The sequence below is a fragment of the Halomonas sp. QHL1 genome, assembly GCF_001882345.1.
GTDB lineage: Bacteria > Pseudomonadota > Gammaproteobacteria > Pseudomonadales > Halomonadaceae > Vreelandella.
Genome location: NZ_MINL01000001.1, coordinates 2,711,357 through 2,729,826 on the forward strand (window position 1 = coordinate 2,711,357; position 18,470 = coordinate 2,729,826).

The window sequence follows — 18,470 nt, forward strand, 5'->3', positions numbered from 1 at the left end:
GTCTGACTGCCCAGGGCATTGAGCAGGTTGACACCGGCCCAGTACTCTTCTTCGGTGACGTCAAAGTCGTCGATCAGCTTAAACAGATCGCCGACCAGGCGATGCACAATTTGCTTGGCACGGTCATTGCCACCGGTTTTATCAAAGCCGGCCACGGTTTTAATGAAGTCTTGCACGTCGGGGGTATCGAATATCTTCACGGTCATGGTGAAACCCTCTGTTTGTTATAGGGTGTTGTTTTATAATTCGAGCTGGCGTGTTCTGTAGGTAATTAGCTGTCGTCGTCACGCACCGAAGAGGGATGACGACACAGCGGCTTGACGTTAATTTCCATATAGGGGAACAGTGGTAGATTACTGACCAGCTCTTGCAGTTCAGCGTTGTCTTCCACGTCAAAAATACTGACGTTCGAGTAGCTGCCCGCTACCCGCCACAAGTGGCGCCATTTGCCCTCACGCTGCAGGTCTTGGGAATACGCCTTTTCAGTCGCCTTAATCTTGGCCGCTTGCTCCGCGGGCATATCGGTTGGCAACTTAACGGTCATCTCTACTTGAAACAGCATACGTCTCTCCTCTTGGATCGCGGGCGAACGCAAACGTCGGCTTTATTTACGTGACTTTTACTTACGTGAATAATGCGCCAACTTATCTTCATCTAAGGTAATGCCCAGCCCAGCCCCTTGCGGCACATCAACACCAAACTCGGTGTAGTTGAGTGGCTCAACGACAATGTCATCTTTTAGCAGCAGCGGGCCGAACATTTCCGTGCCCCAGGCCATTTCCGGCAACGTCGACCAGGCGTGGAGTGAGGCGGCGGTACCAATGGTGCCCTCCAGTAACGTGCCGCCGTATAAACCAACCCCAGCCGCTTGAGCGACATGGGCAAGCTCCAGCGCGCCGTAAATACCACCTGATTTAGCAATCTTCAGCGCAAAGGCACCACTGAATCCGCCGCAGACAAGATCTAGTCCATCGCGGGCGTCCTGCACGGCCTCGTCAGCCAGCATTGGCACGTTGAAACGGTTAGCTAAGCGAACTAGCCCTGCATGTTCGCGGGCGGGAATAGGCTGCTCAATTAACTCAATACCGGCATCCTGCAGCACCTGAATGCCGCGAACCGCCATGGATTCATTCCACGCCTGATTAACGTCAACGCGCACGCTGGCACGATCACCCAACGCCGCTTTAATCGCCGCCACATGACGGACGTCTTGATCGACCGGATTGGCGCCAATTTTCAACTTGAAGTCACAATGCCGGCGCTGCTCTATGCGCAGCAGCGCCTCATCAATATCTTTGGCGGTATCGCCGCTGGCAAGGGTCCAAAGCACGGGTAACTGTTGTTGGTGCGCGCCACCGAGAAGGTCAGCGATACTCAAGCCCAAGCGCTTGCCCTGGGCATCTAATAACGCGGTTTCTAGCGCTGACTTGGCGATCATATTGCCGCGGGCGTGGCGGTTAAGTCGGGCGCGCAGCTGATGGACATTGTGAGAAGGCTGACCGATCAACAGCGGTGCAAGGTAGGTATCGATATTACGCTTGATGCTCTCCGGACTTTCCGGGCCATAGGCTAAGCCGCCAATCGTGGTGCCCTCGCCCAGCCCTTCGATGCCATCGGAGTGGCGCATGCGCACAATGACCATGGTTTGGCAGGCCATGGTGGTCATGGAAAGCTTGTGAGGACGGATGGTCGGTAAATCGACCAGTAGTGTCTCAATGTGTTGGATGACGGTTGACATGAAGGCTCCGGCGTCTGGCAATCATTTAACTTGCTATCAGTCTGATTGGCGTTAGAGGTCGGAACCAATATTGTTTAGGTGCCTAGTCATACCGAGGAGGTATCACTACAGGGTGGTGACTGCTCAGTTTTTAGCGACCAACTATTATTATTTAGCTGCCTCTTTCTTTTCCCAGTTCTCTAACACCTCCTCATTACCAAAATTTTCTATTATTTATCAACATTTTGAATAAAATAATATTGCTTGAATGATAAGCTATTCACAAAGGGGATAGTAACTAGCGGCTAACTATAACGATGTATTCAACGCACAAACTCTGCTACTAACTATTAAGGGAGCGGCAAGCTTGCCCCTTTTTCATCACGCGCCCCCAGTGGAGTAACTTTTGCGATAAAAGAGTGAGGCACTGTGGCAAAGCAACGAATTACTCGGCGTAACTGTTAGTTAAAACTAGCTAATTGTTAAAACCGTATGGTTATGGCGAAGTAGCTAACGCTACTATCTGTCGCGCCGCCACTACATCGTCGTGAGGGTTGTGGTGCCAGAGCCACTCGAAGCGAGTTTCCAGGTTGTTGATTAACTTTGCTTCATCATCGCCGATGCCCTCTCCTGCATATTCGTAGACATCACCCGCCTCATGAGAAGTGCGCTGCACTTTGCAGGTTCGACTATGGCGCACCTGTTCAAAGGCGGACAAAATAGTGCTCACATTATGGCGATGGCAATTCGCATCAGCCAGCAGGCTGGCAAGCACATAGGCGTCTTCCAGTGCCTGACCGGCGCCTGCCCCCTGGTGGGGCACTAATGCATGGGCAGCATCACCAACAATCAGTACGCGGTCGCGATGGTAGCGGACAAGCTCAGGTAACTCATGCAGCGCCCAGCGCGTTGGCTCAGGAATACATTCAAGGATTGCTTGGCAGGCAGGGCTCCAGCCTTCAAACACCTCCAGCATCTCCTCTTGAGTGGTGGCTTGTACCCACTCTTCATGTTGGCGCAGCATGGGAATAGGCGTTGAGCGGTCGGTGATAAAAGCAACAACGTTAATCAATTGGGAGTGCTTAACCGGGAATGTCAGAATATGGCGGTCCTTGCCCAGATACATCTGGGGCACCAACGCTAATCGTTTCTCGCTGCCTTTAGCTTCTAGCGCAGACTCCAACTGGCCGGTGGGGATCATGCCACGATAAGCGTAAGTGCCACTCCAAAACGGGGTAATCTCCCCGTACTGCTCCGGGGGTAGCACATGGGACCGCACCGCAGACTTAATACCGTCAAAGCCAATAATCACATCGCCAGTAAAGTGAGTACCGTCGTCGAAGATGGCCGTTGCGCTGTCGGCATCTTGCTTAACGTCTATACAGCATTTGCCAAAGTGGGCGATGCCCTCTGGCAGATTGGCAACAATAGCATCTAGAAAATCGGCGCGATGTACCGACGACTGCCCCACTCCCGGTGCTAGGCTGGCGGTAAGGTAGGCATCATCGCTACCGCGACGCCACTCAAACCAGACATCCTCGAAGGGCGCTGGCGAAGCGTCGGCAATACGCTGATAAGAGGCATCTAGGCCCAACAGGTGAATGGCCTTCACCGCATTGGGGCCAAAGGAAACCCCGGCACCAATTTCGGAGAACTGGGGAGCGGCTTCGAAAAGTTGAACATGAAGACTGCTGTCTCGGGATAGCGCGACAGCAAAGGCCACGCCGCCGATACCACCGCCGACGATACCAATCGAGAGTCGTTTCTGCTGAATCTGTTTGGCTTGCATGTTTTCACTCTGCTCAGGGATTTATGGTTATCATGTTGAGCCTTATGCTCTGCCCCTAACGCTATTACGATGAAACAGCGGTCACCACATAGCCCCCTTCATTTGGACTATAAACGGTGCTAATAACAATATGAAATAACGAGTTGAAAAATCTCTATGCGGCTTAGGTAGACTATTATCGAATACCCGACATGGCGCATCCTAATGTTTAAGCTTGCCAATATCGACCTGAACTTGCTGGTTGTATTTGACCTGCTGTACCAAGAGCAAAATACTCAGCGGGTTGCGTTACGCTTAGGTATTACACAGCCAGCGGTAAGTCATGCACTGAAGCGCTTACGCCACTTACTGAATGACGAGCTCTTCGAGCGTACCTCACAAGGGCTCCAACCAACGCCGCGCGCCAGCCAGCTTCATCCCGGCATAGCAGATGCGTTGGCACGCCTGAGTGACACCTTAAACCTACACGACGATTTTAACCCAGCGTTGAGTGAGCGCACTTTTAATATCAACATGACGGATATTGGCGAAATTGTCTTTCTACCACCCTTATTGCAGCACCTCTCACACTTAGCACTGGGCGTCTCGCTTAGCACTGTGCGCAGCCACCATAATGGCCTGAAGCAAGAGATGGAGGAGGGGCAGATCGATCTAGCCGTTGGCTTGATTCCCCAACTAAGGGCCGGTTTCTATCAGCAGCGGCTATTTGTGCAACGCTATGTCTGCCTAATGCGTCATGACCATCCCCTCGCTATAGGTGACTTTAGCTTAGAGGCGTTTCGCTCAGCTGCCCATGCTGTCGTTGTTGCCCAGGGAACCGGTCACGGCGTGGTAGAAGAGCAGCTTGCCCGATCTGGGGTTGTTCGTCCCGTCAGGCTAACCCTGCCGAATTTCGCCGCCGTTCCCTATATCGTCAGTAGCAGCGATCTCGTGGTGACAGTGACCTACAAGTTAGCCGAAGCAATGCAAGCCCGTTTCGGTTTAGCCGTTCGTGAGCACCCGCTGACGTTCCCAGAAATCCCGATTAATCTTTTCTGGCATCGTCGCTTTCACCAAGACCCCGGCAACCGCTGGTTGCGTGAGTTGGTGTTTTCTATGTTCTCTGAATAGAGCTACCTCCCCCCTACCATTAAGAGTTGGGCTTTGCCCACGCCGCACGGGTGCTGTGGGCTGCCGTTTTATTGGTAATTTTCCAAGCACCGTCGACCTTCACCAGGGCAATCACATCGACCCAGGAATCCGCAAGGTTTTCACTATTGTCAAAGCCTAGCAACACGCTGGCCACCTCCCCAGCCTGGGTCACCGCAATAAAGCGGCCCTTTACCGCCCGGTGACTATCAGCCCAGCGTTCGAAGCGATCACTGATCAGATCAGTCGCTAACGCACCGTCAGCGTCCAAAGCAAAAATCCACGCATCCTTATGGAACGCTTTCTCCAGCTTTTCTCTACTGCCTTGAAAGCCATCAACATATAGCTGGACAACACGCTTAATCTCGTCGATCTCAGGTGCATCACCCACGACAGTGACATCGGTCATAACTTAACTCCTGCAGTTTAATTGTCGGTTTTATATTGTTTATAACCCAAGCATCTCTCGAGCCTGCTGCCAGGTAGCCACCGGACGCTGATACTTTTCGCATAGTGCTACGGAGCGCTCGACCAAAGCCGCGTTGGAAGGCGCGAGCGTATTGCTATCCAGGCGCACGTTATCTTCTAGCCCCGTACGGGTATGGCCGCCTGCCGCAATTGACCACTCGTTAAGTAGGTATTGGTTGGCACCAATGCCTGCGCCACACCACTGCGCATCAGGCGCTAAACGCTTGAGCGTCTCAATATAAAAATCAAAAGTAGGTTTGTCCGCTGGCATTGAGTTTTTAACGCCCATGACAAACTGTACGTAGAGCGGCGTCTTTAACTTGCCCTGCTTGGAAAGACTCACCGCTTGGTGGATATGTGACAAATCAAATGCTTCGATTTCAGGCTTTACGCCGTACTTGAGCATCTCATCGGCAAGCCACTCCACGAGCTGCGGCGGATTCTCGTAAACACGATTGGGGAAGTTATTAGAGCCTACCGAGAGACTGGCCATATCGGGCTTCAGCGGCAGCATCCCGCCGCGTGCCTCACCTGCGCCGGAGCGACCACCGGTTGAGAGCTGAATAATCATACCGGGACAGTGTTTCTTGAGCCCTTCCATCAAGCGGCCAAACTTCTCCGGGTCTGAAGAGGGCGTTTGATCATCGTTGCGTACGTGGCAGTGGGCAATAGTGGCGCCCGCCTCAAACGCCGCCTGAGTACTTTCAATCTGCTCTTCAACCGTAATCGGCACGGCAGGATTGTTCTCTTTGCGCGGCAGGCTGCCGGTGATAGCGACACAAATAATACAGGACTTAGACATGGAAGCCTCTCTTTGTTCTTATTGCGAACATTAATTTGTAATACGAACAAAATAGAGCAGATATTTATTTGCGTCAAACTCTTTAGACAAGTTCGACTCATACCAGTTGCGATAGGTGTTTTATGGGCTTTAAGCACAAAAAAGCCCAAGCAGATGCTTGGGCAATGAGGAAAACTGGAAAAAAGGCTAAGCGCTACTCCAGCTGTTCGTAGGGCAGCCCTACATAGTTTTCCGCGATGGTGGTCATCCCTGCTTTAGAGCTGGTCACGTAGTCCAACTCGGCCAGCTGCATACGACTGTTGAAATCCTCTTGGTCAGAGAAGTTGTGCAGCATGGAGGTCATCCACCAGGAGAAACGCTCCGCCTTCCAGATACGCTTCAGGCACGTTTGCGAGTAGCGCTCAATCAGATCCGTGCGGCCTTCTTGGTAGACCTTCACCATTAGCTGATAGAGCGTATTTACATCGCTGGCAGCCAGATTAAGCCCTTTGGCACCGGTGGGCGGTACAATATGCGCCGCATCGCCGACCAGGAACAACCGCCCGTACTGCATCGGTTCGACCACATAGCTACGCAGCGGTGCGATGCTCTTCTCAATAGAAGGCCCAGTGACAAGCTTTTCGGCCACTTCGTTAGGCAAGCGGCGCTTAAGCTCCTCCCAAAAGCGCTCGTCAGACCAGTCTTCTACTTTTTCATCTAACGGCACTTGGAGGTAGTAACGACTGCGGGTAGCGGAGCGCATGCTGCAAAGACTAAAGCCCCGCTCGTGACGCGCGTAGATCAGCTCATCGGAGACCGGTGGCGTATCCGAGAGCATGCCCAGCCAGCCAAACGGGTAGACTTTTTCAAACTCTTTGATGCGGTCTTGAGGGATCGCCTGGCGGGAGACGCCATGGTAGCCATCGCACCCGGCGATGTAGTCACACTCTAGCCTGACCGTTTTACCGTTGTGTTCAAAGGTTAGATAGGGGCTGTCACTATCCAGATTGTGAGGCTGGACGTTTTCCGCCTCGTAGAGCGTTGTCGCGCCAGCGGCAACGCGGGCCTCCATCAGATCCCGCGTCACCTCGGTTTGGCCGTAAACCATGACTTTACTGCCGCCGGTCAGTTCATCCAGTGCGACCCGCACGCGGCGGTTGTCGAAAACAAGCTCAAAACCGTCATGGGGTAAGCCCTCTTCATCCATGCGTTGGTCAACACCCGCTTCGCGCAGCAAGTCCACCATGCCCTGCTCAAGCACACCGGCGCGGATCCGGCTCAATACATACTCACCGCTACGCCGCTCAACAATCACGTTATCAATACCTTGGCGATGCAGTAGCTGACCCAGCAATAGACCAGAAGGCCCTGCACCAATAATCGCGACCTGTGTTTTCATAGGGGATGCCTCATCATTGTCATTATCTAAAACGTATGACTTGTATTTTTCAATGAAACACGCCGCATAATAAGGCATGATCTAGATCAATCATTGGACATTTAGCGCTTTATCACCCCACCTTAGTCGTATAGGAGATATAGGTGATGCCAGCCTCGTCGGCAACGTCCGTTCCAGTATTTAAGCTCTATGGCGAGACGCAGCATTGGCCCACGCCAGACTTGCTCCACTGCGAATCCATTCCCGAGCGCAGCCAGCTACATGACTGGCGTATACGCCCGCATCGCCACGCCGATCTAGTGCATATTCTGTTTGTTTCTCAAGGTAGCGTTGAGTTAGAGCTGGAGGGAACGAGCCATCAGCTGCAGAGCGCCATCGCTATCGTTGTGCCCGCCATGACCATTCATGGCTTTCACTTCTCGCCCGATGTGCAGGGGCACATTATCACTCTGGCCAAGCCATTGGCAGACCACTTACATACGCTAATGGGTGAGAGCAGCACGCTAAAAAAAGCAGATTTCTACCCTCTTCTCCAGGCAAATCGGGCTGCGCGAATTGCCACCCTGGTGTCGCAGATTGATCAGGAGTACCGCCAACCTGCCCCCGGACGCAACAGCCTACTCGAAGCACTTATTCAAGCCTTGGTGGTCGAGCTATCGCGTCTTTGTGCTTATACAGGCAACACGGTAAAACGTTATGGCCCCCGCCAAAGTGATAAAGGTCGGCAGCATTTAGAGCACTATCAAGCGCTGATCGAAGCGCGCTATCGCGAGCAGCCGAGTATTGAGTATTTAGCCGAGCAGATAGGGGTGAGTAGTGCGCACTTGAATATGCTGTGCCGCCAACTCGCCGGGCGCAGCGCCCTGCAGTTGCTGCACGAACGCCTACTGCTGGAAGCCAAGCGCCAGCTAACTTATACCAATATGACCATTGGCCAAGTCTCCGACAGCTTAGGCTTCTCTGAGCCGGCTTACTTCACACGCTTTTTTAAACGTAATACCACTCTATCGCCTCGTGACTTCCGGTTTCGGCAGTCAACAGGCGTTAACAACACTTAGAGTAAAAAGAAGGTCGAGAGTACCGGGAAGAGGATTAACAGGGTTAAACGCAGTAAATCAGACACCACGAAGGGAGTTACCCCTTTAAATATCTCCCCTAACCCAACATGCGGCGCCATCGCTTTAATCACAAACACGTTCATTCCCACCGGCGGGGTCATTAGCCCCAGCTCTACCGTCAGCACGGTCAAAATACCGAACCATACCGGGTCGATACCCATCGCCTGAATAATGGGGTAAACCACCGGTACGGTGATCACCAGCATGGCGATGGAGTCCATAAACATACCCAGCACAAAGTAGAGCGCCAGGATGCACAGCACCACAACAATAGGGGTGAGATCCATGCCGTAGAGCAGGTCAGTAATGGAAAACGAAATGCGCGACACCGAAATGAAGTAACCGAGCGTTTCAGCCCCCACCAGCATAAAGAACACCACCGCAGAGAGCGCCAAGGTCTCCTGTACGCTATGCCATAGCTGCGCACCGCGCATGCCTTTCACAAGGGCATAAAGCAGCGTGGCGAACGCTCCAACACTGGCCCCTTCCGTCGGTGTAAAGGCACCAAAATAGATACCTAAAATCATTACCAGGAAAACGCCAAAGAAGGGCACTAAGCCGGTCAACGAGAGTAGCTTCTCTTTCCAAGCAGTGGGCTCACCCGCAACGGCTAGAGAGGGGCGCAGATACATCACTACCGTAATGGTTAGAGAATACATCACCAGACCTAGCAAACCGGGAATCAGCCCCGCCATGAACATATCGCCAACGGACTGCTCGGTTAGAATGGCGTAGATAAGCAGCGCGATACTGGGTGGAATCATAATCCCCAACGTGCCGCCTGCAGCCAGCGCGCCGGTCGCTAAGCCACGGTTATAGCCATAGCGCTCCATCTCCGGCAGCGCCACCCGGGTCATAGTGCTCGCCGTGGCTAACGAAGAACCGGAGATAGCGGAGAAGATGCCGCAAGAGCCCACGGCTGCAATCGCCAGGCCGCCCTTCCAGCCGCCGCAAATGACGCGGGTTGAATCAAACAGCTTACCGGCCATGCCTGAATGGGCAGCCAAAACGCCCATTAAGATAAACATGGGCACCGCGCTGAAACTGTAGTTAGAGAGCACTTCCACCGGCACGGTTTTTAGCTGAGCAATGGCTGCATCCCAGCTGATGATGTAGGCAAACCCCCCCACGCCCACGACCAGCATGGTTAACGCCACGGGAACACGCAAAATCATCAGTACCAGCAGACACCCAAGCCCAATGGCGCCAATCGCTTCACTCCCCATGAGACGCCTCCTCACCCGCAGCATAAACGACGCCGAGCAAGGCGTGAATAAAACTACGTATTCCCAGAAGTAAACTGAGCACCGCTGCCAACTGGTAAATCGGCCCCATGGGCAGTCGCAGGTCTTGGGTTATTTCGCCATGCCGACTGGCGGCTGCGGCCGAATCAAGCAAACCCACAAATAGAATCAGCCCCAGCGCCATGAAGCCGAGGAAAAAGAGCCCTTGCAGGCGATTTTTTATCGCTTGCGGCAAGCCGTGAGAGAACGCCTCTACCACCACTTGGCTTTTCTCCACATTAGCGGCCATGGCAGCTAATAGCGCAAACAGCATCAAATAGCTGACCAGCTCTACACTGCCGGAAACGCGCAGCGCAATAGCACCTTCCGTTACACGCGATAGATAACGCGTACTGACATCGGCAATGGTCACTGCCAGCAGTCCAACCAGCGCGATGCCAGCCACCAAGCGACAAATGAGGGCCAGCCAGTGGCTGGCCCTATAGAGAGTAGACTTCATAAAACCTTACCCCTATTGGGTACCACAAGACTCACTGGCTGCCAGTGCAGCTTGATATACATCTCGAGCTTGATCCAAACCGCGCTCTTCCAACTGCGTTAGGTAGTTTTCAATACCGGTTTCGAGCGGTTCTTGCCAATCAGGATGCGCTAACGGATTTTCGATTTCGCGAATGGTATGGCCAGCATCAGCAGCTTCTTGTTTGCCTTCTACGTCTAGGCGGTCAAACACTTCACCGGCGTTTTCAGCCCACTTCATGCCTGAGTTATTATCGATTACCGCCTGCTGTTCAGGCGTCAAATTATCGTACGAGCGCTGATTCATGGTGGCGACAAAGATCAATGTGTAAAACGGCACTTCGGTGTGGTAACTCACCAGCTCGTTAATGCGGAAGCCTTTTAAACCTTCCCAGGGAAAACTTAGGCCATCGATAACACCGCGCTGCATAGAGGTGTAAATATCGGGAGCTGGCATGCCCACGGGGCTTGCGCCCATATTTTCCAGCATCTCACCCGCCACAGCGGTGGGGCGGCGAATGCGCAGCCCTTCCAGATCGGCAGGGGTTTGCACATCGGTGTCGATGGTGTGGATGCCACCGGGGCCCGTAGTAAACATAAATAGCGGGCGGGTATCTTCGTATTCGCTATCCAAATGGCCGTCGTCGTAGAGCGTCTGTAGCACGCACGCCCCTTGCGTTGCCGTAGAGGCCACACCTGGCAGCTCAACAATTTGCGACAGCGGGAAACGGCCAGCGGTGTAGCCCTGAGCGGTGGCGCCGATATCAGCAATACCGTTGGCGGCGGCTTCGTAGATGGAGTCCGGCTTGGCTAACGTGCCTGCTGGGAACATTTGAATAGTCAAATCGCCATTCGACTCTTCGGCAATGGTATCCGCCCACGCTTGCAAAACATCTTGGTTAACGCCTGAAGGGCCAGGCCAAAAATGCGCCATGCGTAGCGTGGTCTCTGCCTGGGCCGAACTAACGGCAAGGCCAGCAATCGCTGCTGCCAAAACACACCGGGATAAGGTCATTTTCATAAGAGGCCTCCAGGACTTTTTTGGATTATTGTAAGTTCGCACAGCGAATAGTAGTTCGCTCTTAGCAACCACATTAGTCCACTATCAGGCGTAGAGCTAATCGACATTCGTCTATGTCTAAGTACCGCAATACACCTTTTTGCCACTACTGCCTATCGCTTTCAGTGTTGCGAGCCATATACCTGCATCAAAAGGTACAATGGTAATAAAAACTTGGACTTTTCCAATATCACGCCAAGACCATGGTCGTATCCAAATAAAAAAGCGTTGCCTATAAGTGAACAACGCTTTTTGTTTGAGGAGAAACGCTTACCCGTGACAACGGCTAATAATCAAAAAACACCGTCTCACCCTCGCCCTGCAGACGGATATCTAGCTTGTAACGCACCTTACCATCAACCTCTTCGCGCTTGGCGATCAGGGTTTGGCGGCGCGCCGGTGATTCGATGCGCGTGAGCACCGGGCACTGTGCGTTCGCTTCAGCTTCATCATCAAAGTAGAGCCGTGTTTGCAGGTGAATATTCACCCCACGGGCAAACAGCGTGAGGTTAATGTGCGGCGCCATTGGCTGGCCGCTGGGATGCTGCACCGCGCCGGGCTTGATGGTGGTCAGCGACCACTCGCTACCGTGATCAAAGGTAGTCGCAGTGCGGCCAAAGCTATTGAATGGTTTGCTAAGGTCGTAATCGGCCTGGTAGTAGCCGTTAGCATCCGTTTGCCACGCTTCTACAAAAGCATCGCGCACCAGATCACCATTGCCGTCGATGACGGTGCCGACGACTTCGATATGCTCGCCCTCGGCGTCGGGCTTGGCCATCTCGTTCCAGATCTCTTCGTCCCGCACCGGGTTGCCCGCCGCCGCGAGGGCCAAGCCAATATGCACATAGGGGCCAGCGGTTTGCGAGGCGGTTTCCCGCAGCATCAGGTCACTGGTTGGCTGGTTATTAGGCTGCTTCATGAGGTATCCCCTTATTGATTCTCAAAATAAGTTTGCAGCTCACCGCGCACCACCAAATCAAAGCGATAGGCCAAGCAGTCCATCGGTTTGCTGTGGGCCATATCGAGCCGCCCAATCATGGTCTCAACCGCGAGAGGGTCTTTCAGCGTATGCACGATGGGGCACAGGGGAATCAGCGGGTCACCCTCAAAATACATTTGAGTAATCAGCCGGGTCGAGATCGAAGGGCCGGTTACCGATACGTGAATATGCGCTGGGCGCCAGCTGTTCATATCGTTGGGCCAAGGGTAGGGGCCAGGCTTGATGGTGCGGAAACGGTACATACCCTGCTCATCGGTCAGGCAGCGACCTACACCGCCGAAGTTAGGATCCAGCGGTGCCAGATACCTATCGTTTTTATGCCGATAGCGACCACCCGCGTTGGCCTGCCACATTTCCACCAAGGTATGCGGTATCGGTTTGCCAAACTGATCTACCACGCGGCCAAACATCATAATCCGCTCGCCCTGGGGCAGCCCTTGGCCTTGGCTCGAATCTTGGCGGAAGTTCAGCAGTAGATCGTTATCGTGGGGGCCCATGCGCAGGTGGCTGAAATCGGGGCCGGTCAGTTCAGAAACGGTCGGTTGCTGCATACTCACCAGCGCCTGCTGGGGCGAACGCGCTACCGAGGTTTTATAACCCGGCGCGTAGGCGGGTGGATGCCAGTTGCGGTCGCGGGCCACAAAGCGTTTATTGTCGTGGGTCATCGCCCTTACCTCTTATTTGAATCGATGTTTATCATCGTCACTAACCTACTCGCCCCAGCCCAGCTCTTTAGCGAGGGCAAAAGCGTGATTGGCTGCCGGTACGCCGCCGTAAATTGCCACGTGCATCAATACTTGACGCAGCTCGGCTTCCGTTAGGCCAATCCGTTTAGCGGTTTTTAGGTGCAGCGTTAGCTCTTCACGGCCGAGCGCAGCAAGAATCCCGGTGGTGATCATGCTTCGTTCGCGGCGGGTTAAGTCGTCATTGCTCCACAGTTCGCCCCAGGCCAGGCGGGTAATCATCTGCTGGAAGGGCGCATCCAGGCTGTTGGCATTGGCGGTGGAGCGCTCAACGTGCTCGCCACCCAATACCTGCTTGCGGGTCTCCAGACCGGTAGCGTACGCCACACCGTGGTTCGCCACGTCGCCCAGATCAGTTGCCAGCACCGCTAGGAGCTTTTGTGCAAACAGCGCCGGGGCTTCTACCGCAGGCACGTGACCCACGCCGTCAAAAATCTCCAGCGGTGCGCCATCAAGTTCTGCCGCCAGGGCTTCCAGCGTCGCGGGGGGTGTAGCCATATCTTCACTGCCGCCAAATAGCTGCACTTTGGCCTGCTTTGCCGATAATTTGCCAGTGAAGGTGTTGCGGCCGAGCATTTCGCACAGCTGGGCGTAGGACTCATCGTCGCCACGGCCCATTTGGGTGCACCAGCCTGCTTTCAGCGCAGGGCTTGCCTCAAAGGCTGCCGGAGCAAACCAGCGCGGCACGATTTCTTGTGACATCGCCGCCAAGCCTTCCTGGCGCACGCGACCCGCACGGGTGTTCCAGAGATCAGGGTTGCCAATCACCGCGCCGGTGTTGGTCAGCGTGACGGAGAGCAGGCGATCGCTATGCTCGGCAATCAGTTGCTGGCCGACCACGCCACCAATGGAGGTACCGGCAAAGTGAAAGCGTGCAGCGCCCGCAAGCTCTACCAAAGCCAATGCTTCGGCGGCCAGGTCAGCGGGGGCGATCTGCTCACCGCTGACTGCTTGGCTGGCGCCGTGGCCAGGGAGATCCCAGGTCAGCACCCGGTAGCGAGGCAGCAGTGCGGGAATGATGTCGTCCCAGACCGCTTGGCTCATGCCCAGCGGATGCGCCAGTACGATAAGTGGATTCACTTCCGAGCCAAGCAGCCGATAGGCCACGCTGCGGCCATTGATGGTATGAAATGCCATGACGGTCTCCGTTAAACGCGTTCAATCAACGTAGCGATACCCTGACCCACGCCTACGCACATGGTGCACAGTGCATAGCGCTTGCCGCTGTTTTGTAGCTCATGAGCGGCGGTGAGCAGTAGCCGTGCGCCGGACATGCCCAACGGGTGCCCTAGTGCAATCGCGCCGCCGTTCGGGTTGACGCGAGGGTCGTCATCGGCCAGCCCCAGGTCGCGCATACAGGCTAACGCCTGGGCGGCGAACGCTTCGTTGAACTCGAATATATCAATATCGTCCATGGCGATACCGGTGCGCTTGAGCAGTTTCTGCACTGCCGGTACCGGCCCATAGCCCATAATCCGCGGCTCAACGCCCGCCGTGGCCATGCCGATGATTTTGGCCATCGGTGTCAGGCCATGCTGTTTAACCGCCGCTTCACTGGCCACCAGCATCGCCGCCGCGCCGTCGTTAACACCCGACGCATTGCCTGCGGTAACGCTGCCGCCTTCCCGGAAAGGGGTAGGTAGGCCCGCCAGCTTCTCCAAAGTGGTTTCCCGAAGGTGCTCATCCTGATCAAAGATCAGCGGATCCTGCTTGCGGCGCGGGATCTCGATGGCGGTGATCTCTTGAGCAAAGCGCCCCGCCTTTTGGGCGGCCGCGGCTTTCTGCTGGGAGCGCAGGGCAAAAGCGTCCTGATCTTCGCGAGAGATATGGAACTGCTCGGCGACGTTCTCTGCGGTCTCCGGCATCGAATCGACGCCGTAGGCTTTCTTCATCAGCGGATTGATCAAGCGCCAGCCAATGGTAGTATCTTCAAGTTTTTGATTGCGGGCGAAGGCACTGTCGGCCTTGCCCATCACATAGGGCGCGCGGGACATGGACTCCACGCCGCCTGCCAGCGCCAGCGCCATCTCGCCCGCTTTAATGGCGCGAAACGCCGTGCCGACCGCGTCCATACCCGAGCCGCACAGGCGATTCATGGTCGTGCCGGGCACCGATGTAGGAATGCCCGCCAGCAGCGACGACATACGCGCCACGTTGCGGTTATCTTCACCGGCCTGATTGGCGCAGCCCATAAAGACTTCTTCAATGGCAGCAGGGTCGAGATCCGGCGCTTGTGCCAGCACGGCTTTAAAAATGCTCGCGGCTAAGTCATCGGGGCGTACGCTGGCCAGCGTACCGCCAAAGCGTCCCACGGCGGTGCGGCGGGGATGACATAGAAAGACGTCTTGCATAACAACATCGCTCATAAATAGCTCCTTTATGCGTCCGCGTGGGCCCGCTCGGTGCGCACTTTGAGCTCACGCAAAATCGTCAGCTCGTTTTCGCTGGGTTCAGGAGTGCTCTCAAGCTGTTCGGCAAAGCGAATCTCCCAGCCGGTCGCCTCGGTCACGTCTTCGCGACTAACGCCCGGATGCAGTGACACCACTACCAGCTCTTTGCTGTCCAGGTCGGGTTTCATCACACACAAGTCGGTGATTACGCGGGTGGGGCCCTTGCCGATATTGGGCACGTTGTCGCGCCCTTTGCCGTCGCGGCCAAAGCCTAGCGTGGTCACAAAGTCGACATCTTTCACAAAGGCGCGCTTGGAGTGCTTCAGGGTGATAAAGACTTCACCGGCGTTGGTGGCGATTTCCGGCGCACCGCCCCCACCCGGCAGTCGAACCTTGGGCGCTTTGTAATCGCCGATCAGCGTGGTGTTAAGGTTAGCAAAGCGGTCGATTTGCGCGGTACCTAAAAAGCCCACGTCGACTTTGCCGCCCTGAAGCCAGTAGCGGAACATCTCCGGCACTGCCACAGTGGTCAGCGCTGATTCGCACAGCTCACCGTCACCGATGGAGAGCGGCAGAATATCGGGCTTGGTCTGCAGCGTGCCGGACTCGTAAATCAGCACCACATCAGGGGCGTGGGTCAGCCGCGCCAGGTTGGCGGCTTCAGAGGGCAGGCCGATGCCTACAAAACAGGTCATGCCGTTTTCCAGCGCCCGTGCGGCGGTCACCGACATCATTTCAGAAGAGGTATATTCCAGACTCATCAGGCTTGGCCTCCCACGTTATCGGCGGCATTAAAGACGTTGTCATCGAGCCACTGGGTGAAGGTGTCACGATCTCGGGCGATGGCATCCCACTCCTTGTAGAAGAGGTTGCTGCGACCGTAATAGCCGTGGGTGTACGAGGGCAGCGCGCCTTTCTCGGCTACTGCAATGGCGCTGATCGCCCAGCTGGGAATCACACAGGCATTGGGAGTAGCCCCCAAGTCATCGACGATCTCTTCCACCGTAACGATGCTGTGCTTCGACGCAAGCACGGCCTCTTTCTGAACGCCAACGATCCCTTCCACCAGCACGTTTCCCTGACGATCCGCCCGCTGGGCGTGAATGATCGAGACATCCGGACGCACCGACGGCACGGCCGCTAGACGCTCACCGGTGAAGGGGCACTCGATGAACTTAATTTGGTCGTTGACGCTGGGCAGCTCGCTGCCGATGTAGCCACGGAAAACCGCCAGCGGCAGCCCTGCGGCGCCTGCTTCAAAAGCGCAGGCCATGGCGGCGTGACTATGCTCAAGAATTTCAACCTTATGCGGCCAGCCTTTCTCAACCGCATCGCGCAGACGATGCAGCGAGCCCACACCGGGGTTACCGCCCCAAGAGAAGATCACTTTTTTAGCGCAGCCCGCGCCAATCATTTGATCGTAGATGATATCGGGGGTCATGCGGATCAGTGTCAGGTCGCGCTTTTTCTGGCGGATCACTTCGTGACCGGCGGCAAACGGAATCAGGTGGGTAAAGCCTTCCATAGCCACGGTGGCGCCGTCTTGGACGTAGCGCGCTACCGCGTCATGCAAGCTGAGAAACTCGGCCATGATGGGTGCCTCTTAGCGTGTCGTTGCCTACTTATGGGTAACTTGTTCGTCAAACGAACATAGATTCTCTATACGAACAAGTTACTGCCGAACGCTATGAGGGTCAAATTCCGTGACGCTGACTAATTGCCAAGATTGACTTAACCCTTTTTTCGTCCAAGGGGTTAAAGGCAAACTTTTTCAGTTGCTTATGAATTTTTCAGCCATTCCTTGGCGCGTAATACTTGGGCAGCGCTGCTACCAAGGTATAAAGCAGGGTCGCAGGCATGACGCAACGCCTCGACGTCAACGCCGCCTTTCACATCGGGGTGCTCAGCAAGCACATCAGAATAGGGGCGTGCTTCCCGGCGTGAGGTTTCTGACGCTTCCGCGCTAACCGCTTTGGCTCTATCCGCCCCTAGCGTAGGCGCCAGCAAACGTGCGACCGGCTCGGCCATAATGCCACCGCCGGTGGCCGTCAGGTTGCGCCACATGTTATCGGGGTAGACCTCGAGCCCTTCCAGCAGCACGGCCACTTGCTCTAGCGCGCCCTCTACCAACAGAGCACTCTCCATGAGCGGTGCCCACTCCGCATGCCACTCACCCAATCCACGCTCTAGGGGTTGGGCGGCAGCGTTGATCAACACGCTGGTGTGACCATGCACTTGCCGCGCCGCACCACGGATCAGCGCGCTGCGCACCGGGTTACGTTTATGGGGCATGGATGACGACTCCCCCATTCCCGGCGCGGAAGGTTCCGCTACTTCACCGACTTCGGTTTGCGTCAGTAGCGACACATCCAAGGCGATTTTCTCGGCAGCCCCGGCGACCGCATCCAACGACGTGCCGAGTGCATGAATCGGATAGCGGTCGGTATGCCAGGGCAGTACCGGCACCGACAAGCCTAGCCGCTCGGCCAAGGCGTCCATCCACTCAAGCCCGAGACTATCCCAACCCGAGTGCACTCCTACCGCACCACCAAACTGCACGGGTAGCTCAACAGCGCTTAAACGGCGGCGCGCTTGCTCCAAGCCCAGCGCCCAGTGGGCCACCTTGACTCCAAAAGTGATCGGCAGCGCCTGCTGCATCAAGGTGCGCCCCACCATGGGTGTATCGATATGAGTATCCATAAGTGCTACCGCGGCCGAGCGGCAGCGCAAGAGCAGATTGTCTAGCGCTGCTAAGCGTGACTTAAGCAGCAGCATCAGCGCGGAGTCGACCACGTCCTGACTCGTCGCCCCCTGGTGCCAGTAGCGCTTGAGGTCATCGGCTAGGAGCGCACGGCTCTGTTTAACGAAGGGAATCGCCACATTGCCACCGCTGGCGATACCCTCGGCGATCTCATCGACATTAACCTTGGCGCGCTCAAGTTGCTGACGCATTTGCTGGCTAATCCCGGCAGGCACGGCTCCGCTGGCTTCTTGAACCTCGGCTAGGGCCAACTCAAAGGCCAGCATGGCACCCACCATGGCGTCATCGTCACACTCAGCGACGGCGAGCTGGCTCATAAAGGAGTGTTTTAAAAATACAGAGGGCATGGCGGTAGG

General features: G+C 55.4%; 19 protein-coding genes. 2 read left to right on the forward strand and 17 right to left on the reverse strand.

Annotated features, from left to right (window positions below; all coding sequences use genetic code 11):
• From QHL1GM_RS12380 to salA, 4 genes are all read right to left on the reverse strand, one after another.
• The coding region (locus tag QHL1GM_RS12380) for a dioxygenase (protein ID WP_302847862.1) at positions 1-206 on the reverse strand (206 nt) is incomplete at its 3' end.
• 65 nt (positions 207-271) lie between these two features.
• The gene (gene catC, locus QHL1GM_RS12385) at positions 272-562 is read right to left on the reverse strand and encodes a muconolactone Delta-isomerase (protein WP_071694756.1); all 291 of its coding nucleotides are present in this window, start codon (positions 560-562) and stop codon (positions 272-274) included.
• A gap of 57 nt (positions 563-619) precedes the next feature.
• On the reverse strand, positions 620-1,738 hold the full coding sequence (locus tag QHL1GM_RS12390) for a muconate/chloromuconate family cycloisomerase (RefSeq protein WP_071694757.1): 1,119 nt from the start codon (positions 1,736-1,738) through the stop codon (positions 620-622).
• Positions 1,739-2,213: 475 nt separating this feature from the next.
• Positions 2,214-3,506, reverse strand: coding sequence for a salicylate 1-monooxygenase (salA, locus tag QHL1GM_RS12395; protein ID WP_071694758.1), 1,293 nt, complete (start codon positions 3,504-3,506; stop codon positions 2,214-2,216).
• 204 nt (positions 3,507-3,710) lie between these two features.
• Here salA and QHL1GM_RS12400 point away from each other — a divergent pair, with 204 nt between their 5' ends.
• Positions 3,711-4,616, forward strand: a complete 906-nt coding sequence (locus tag QHL1GM_RS12400; protein ID WP_071694759.1) for a LysR family transcriptional regulator — start codon at positions 3,711-3,713, stop codon at positions 4,614-4,616.
• Between the two features lie 19 nt (positions 4,617-4,635).
• Here the strand turns inward: QHL1GM_RS12400 and QHL1GM_RS12405 are convergent, their stop codons facing one another.
• The 3 genes from QHL1GM_RS12405 to pobA form a co-directional block, all read right to left on the reverse strand.
• Positions 4,636-5,043 (reverse strand): nuclear transport factor 2 family protein, encoded by a 408-nt coding sequence (locus tag QHL1GM_RS12405; RefSeq protein WP_071694760.1) that lies wholly within the window; start codon positions 5,041-5,043, stop codon positions 4,636-4,638.
• Positions 5,044-5,082: 39 nt separating this feature from the next.
• Entirely contained in the window at positions 5,083-5,904 is an 822-nt protein-coding gene (locus tag QHL1GM_RS12410) for a 3-keto-5-aminohexanoate cleavage protein (RefSeq protein ID WP_071694761.1), read from the reverse strand.
• Positions 5,905-6,097: 193 nt separating this feature from the next.
• Positions 6,098-7,282 carry a 4-hydroxybenzoate 3-monooxygenase gene (pobA, locus tag QHL1GM_RS12415; RefSeq protein WP_071695995.1) on the reverse strand — a complete coding sequence of 395 codons (1,185 nt, stop codon included), beginning with the start codon at positions 7,280-7,282 and terminating at the stop codon, positions 6,098-6,100.
• 146 nt (positions 7,283-7,428) lie between these two features.
• Between pobA and QHL1GM_RS12420 the strand changes: the two genes are divergently transcribed.
• A complete protein-coding gene (locus QHL1GM_RS12420; protein WP_071694762.1) occupies positions 7,429-8,340 on the forward strand; it encodes a helix-turn-helix domain-containing protein in 912 nt (303 codons plus the stop codon).
• On the opposite strand, the gene QHL1GM_RS12425 is transcribed toward QHL1GM_RS12420, so the two are convergent.
• The 10 genes from QHL1GM_RS12425 to QHL1GM_RS12470 form a co-directional block, all read right to left on the reverse strand.
• A complete protein-coding gene (locus QHL1GM_RS12425) occupies positions 8,337-9,626 on the reverse strand; it encodes a TRAP transporter large permease (RefSeq protein ID WP_071694763.1) in 1,290 nt (429 codons plus the stop codon). The two genes, QHL1GM_RS12420 and QHL1GM_RS12425, sit on opposite strands and share 4 nt — an antisense overlap.
• Positions 9,616-10,143 (reverse strand): TRAP transporter small permease, encoded by a 528-nt coding sequence (locus QHL1GM_RS12430; protein ID WP_071694764.1) that lies wholly within the window; start codon positions 10,141-10,143, stop codon positions 9,616-9,618. The genes QHL1GM_RS12425 and QHL1GM_RS12430 overlap by 11 nt, the downstream gene beginning before the upstream one ends.
• A gap of 12 nt (positions 10,144-10,155) precedes the next feature.
• Entirely contained in the window at positions 10,156-11,181 is a 1,026-nt protein-coding gene (locus QHL1GM_RS12435; protein ID WP_071694765.1) for a TRAP transporter substrate-binding protein, read from the reverse strand.
• 325 nt (positions 11,182-11,506) lie between these two features.
• Entirely contained in the window at positions 11,507-12,139 is a 633-nt protein-coding gene (pcaG, locus tag QHL1GM_RS12440; RefSeq protein WP_175540384.1) for a protocatechuate 3,4-dioxygenase subunit alpha, read from the reverse strand.
• Positions 12,140-12,150: 11 nt separating this feature from the next.
• Positions 12,151-12,885 carry a protocatechuate 3,4-dioxygenase subunit beta gene (pcaH, locus tag QHL1GM_RS12445; RefSeq protein WP_071694766.1) on the reverse strand — a complete coding sequence of 245 codons (735 nt, stop codon included), beginning with the start codon at positions 12,883-12,885 and terminating at the stop codon, positions 12,151-12,153.
• A 45-nt stretch (positions 12,886-12,930) separates the two neighbouring features.
• Positions 12,931-14,100, reverse strand: coding sequence for an alpha/beta fold hydrolase (locus QHL1GM_RS12450; RefSeq protein ID WP_071694767.1), 1,170 nt, complete (start codon positions 14,098-14,100; stop codon positions 12,931-12,933).
• Between the two features lie 11 nt (positions 14,101-14,111).
• Entirely contained in the window at positions 14,112-15,314 is a 1,203-nt protein-coding gene (gene pcaF / locus QHL1GM_RS12455; RefSeq protein ID WP_071695997.1) for a 3-oxoadipyl-CoA thiolase, read from the reverse strand.
• Positions 15,315-15,340: 26 nt separating this feature from the next.
• A complete protein-coding gene (locus QHL1GM_RS12460) occupies positions 15,341-16,108 on the reverse strand; it encodes a CoA-transferase subunit beta (protein ID WP_302847897.1) in 768 nt (255 codons plus the stop codon).
• 5 nt (positions 16,109-16,113) lie between these two features.
• Positions 16,114-16,944 carry a CoA transferase subunit A gene (locus QHL1GM_RS12465; protein WP_071694769.1) on the reverse strand — a complete coding sequence of 277 codons (831 nt, stop codon included), beginning with the start codon at positions 16,942-16,944 and terminating at the stop codon, positions 16,114-16,116.
• A 188-nt stretch (positions 16,945-17,132) separates the two neighbouring features.
• Positions 17,133-18,461: an adenylosuccinate lyase family protein gene (locus tag QHL1GM_RS12470; protein ID WP_071694770.1), complete on the reverse strand. Its 1,329-nt coding sequence runs from the start codon at positions 18,459-18,461 to the stop codon at positions 17,133-17,135.
• Positions 18,462-18,470: the final 9 nt, after the last annotated feature.

Excerpts from the sequence above, each read along its gene's own strand:
- pobA (WP_071695995.1), bottom strand. The coding sequence starts at position 7,282 with ATGAAAACACAGGTCGCGATTATTGGTGCAGGGCCTTCTGGTCTATTG.
- QHL1GM_RS12435 (WP_071694765.1), bottom strand. The coding sequence starts at position 11,181 with ATGAAAATGACCTTATCCCGGTGTGTTTTGGCAGCAGCGATTGCTGGC.
- QHL1GM_RS12450 (WP_071694767.1), bottom strand. The coding sequence starts at position 14,100 with ATGGCATTTCATACCATCAATGGCCGCAGCGTGGCCTATCGGCTGCTT.
- QHL1GM_RS12465 (WP_071694769.1), bottom strand. The coding sequence starts at position 16,944 with ATGGCCGAGTTTCTCAGCTTGCATGACGCGGTAGCGCGCTACGTCCAA.
- QHL1GM_RS12425 (WP_071694763.1), bottom strand. The coding sequence starts at position 9,626 with ATGGGGAGTGAAGCGATTGGCGCCATTGGGCTTGGGTGTCTGCTGGTA.
- catC (WP_071694756.1), bottom strand. The coding sequence starts at position 562 with ATGCTGTTTCAAGTAGAGATGACCGTTAAGTTGCCAACCGATATGCCC.
- QHL1GM_RS12410 (WP_071694761.1), bottom strand. The coding sequence starts at position 5,904 with ATGTCTAAGTCCTGTATTATTTGTGTCGCTATCACCGGCAGCCTGCCG.
- QHL1GM_RS12405 (WP_071694760.1), bottom strand. The coding sequence starts at position 5,043 with ATGACCGATGTCACTGTCGTGGGTGATGCACCTGAGATCGACGAGATT.
- QHL1GM_RS12430 (WP_071694764.1), bottom strand. The coding sequence starts at position 10,143 with ATGAAGTCTACTCTCTATAGGGCCAGCCACTGGCTGGCCCTCATTTGT.
- pcaF (WP_071695997.1), bottom strand. The coding sequence starts at position 15,314 with ATGCAAGACGTCTTTCTATGTCATCCCCGCCGCACCGCCGTGGGACGC.
- QHL1GM_RS12400 (WP_071694759.1), top strand. The coding sequence starts at position 3,711 with ATGTTTAAGCTTGCCAATATCGACCTGAACTTGCTGGTTGTATTTGAC.
- pcaH (WP_071694766.1), bottom strand. The coding sequence starts at position 12,885 with ATGACCCACGACAATAAACGCTTTGTGGCCCGCGACCGCAACTGGCAT.
- QHL1GM_RS12390 (WP_071694757.1), bottom strand. The coding sequence starts at position 1,738 with ATGTCAACCGTCATCCAACACATTGAGACACTACTGGTCGATTTACCG.
- pcaG (WP_175540384.1), bottom strand. The coding sequence starts at position 12,139 with ATGAAGCAGCCTAATAACCAGCCAACCAGTGACCTGATGCTGCGGGAA.
- salA (WP_071694758.1), bottom strand. The coding sequence starts at position 3,506 with ATGCAAGCCAAACAGATTCAGCAGAAACGACTCTCGATTGGTATCGTC.
- QHL1GM_RS12470 (WP_071694770.1), bottom strand. The coding sequence starts at position 18,461 with ATGCCCTCTGTATTTTTAAAACACTCCTTTATGAGCCAGCTCGCCGTC.
- QHL1GM_RS12420 (WP_071694762.1), top strand. The coding sequence starts at position 7,429 with ATGCCAGCCTCGTCGGCAACGTCCGTTCCAGTATTTAAGCTCTATGGC.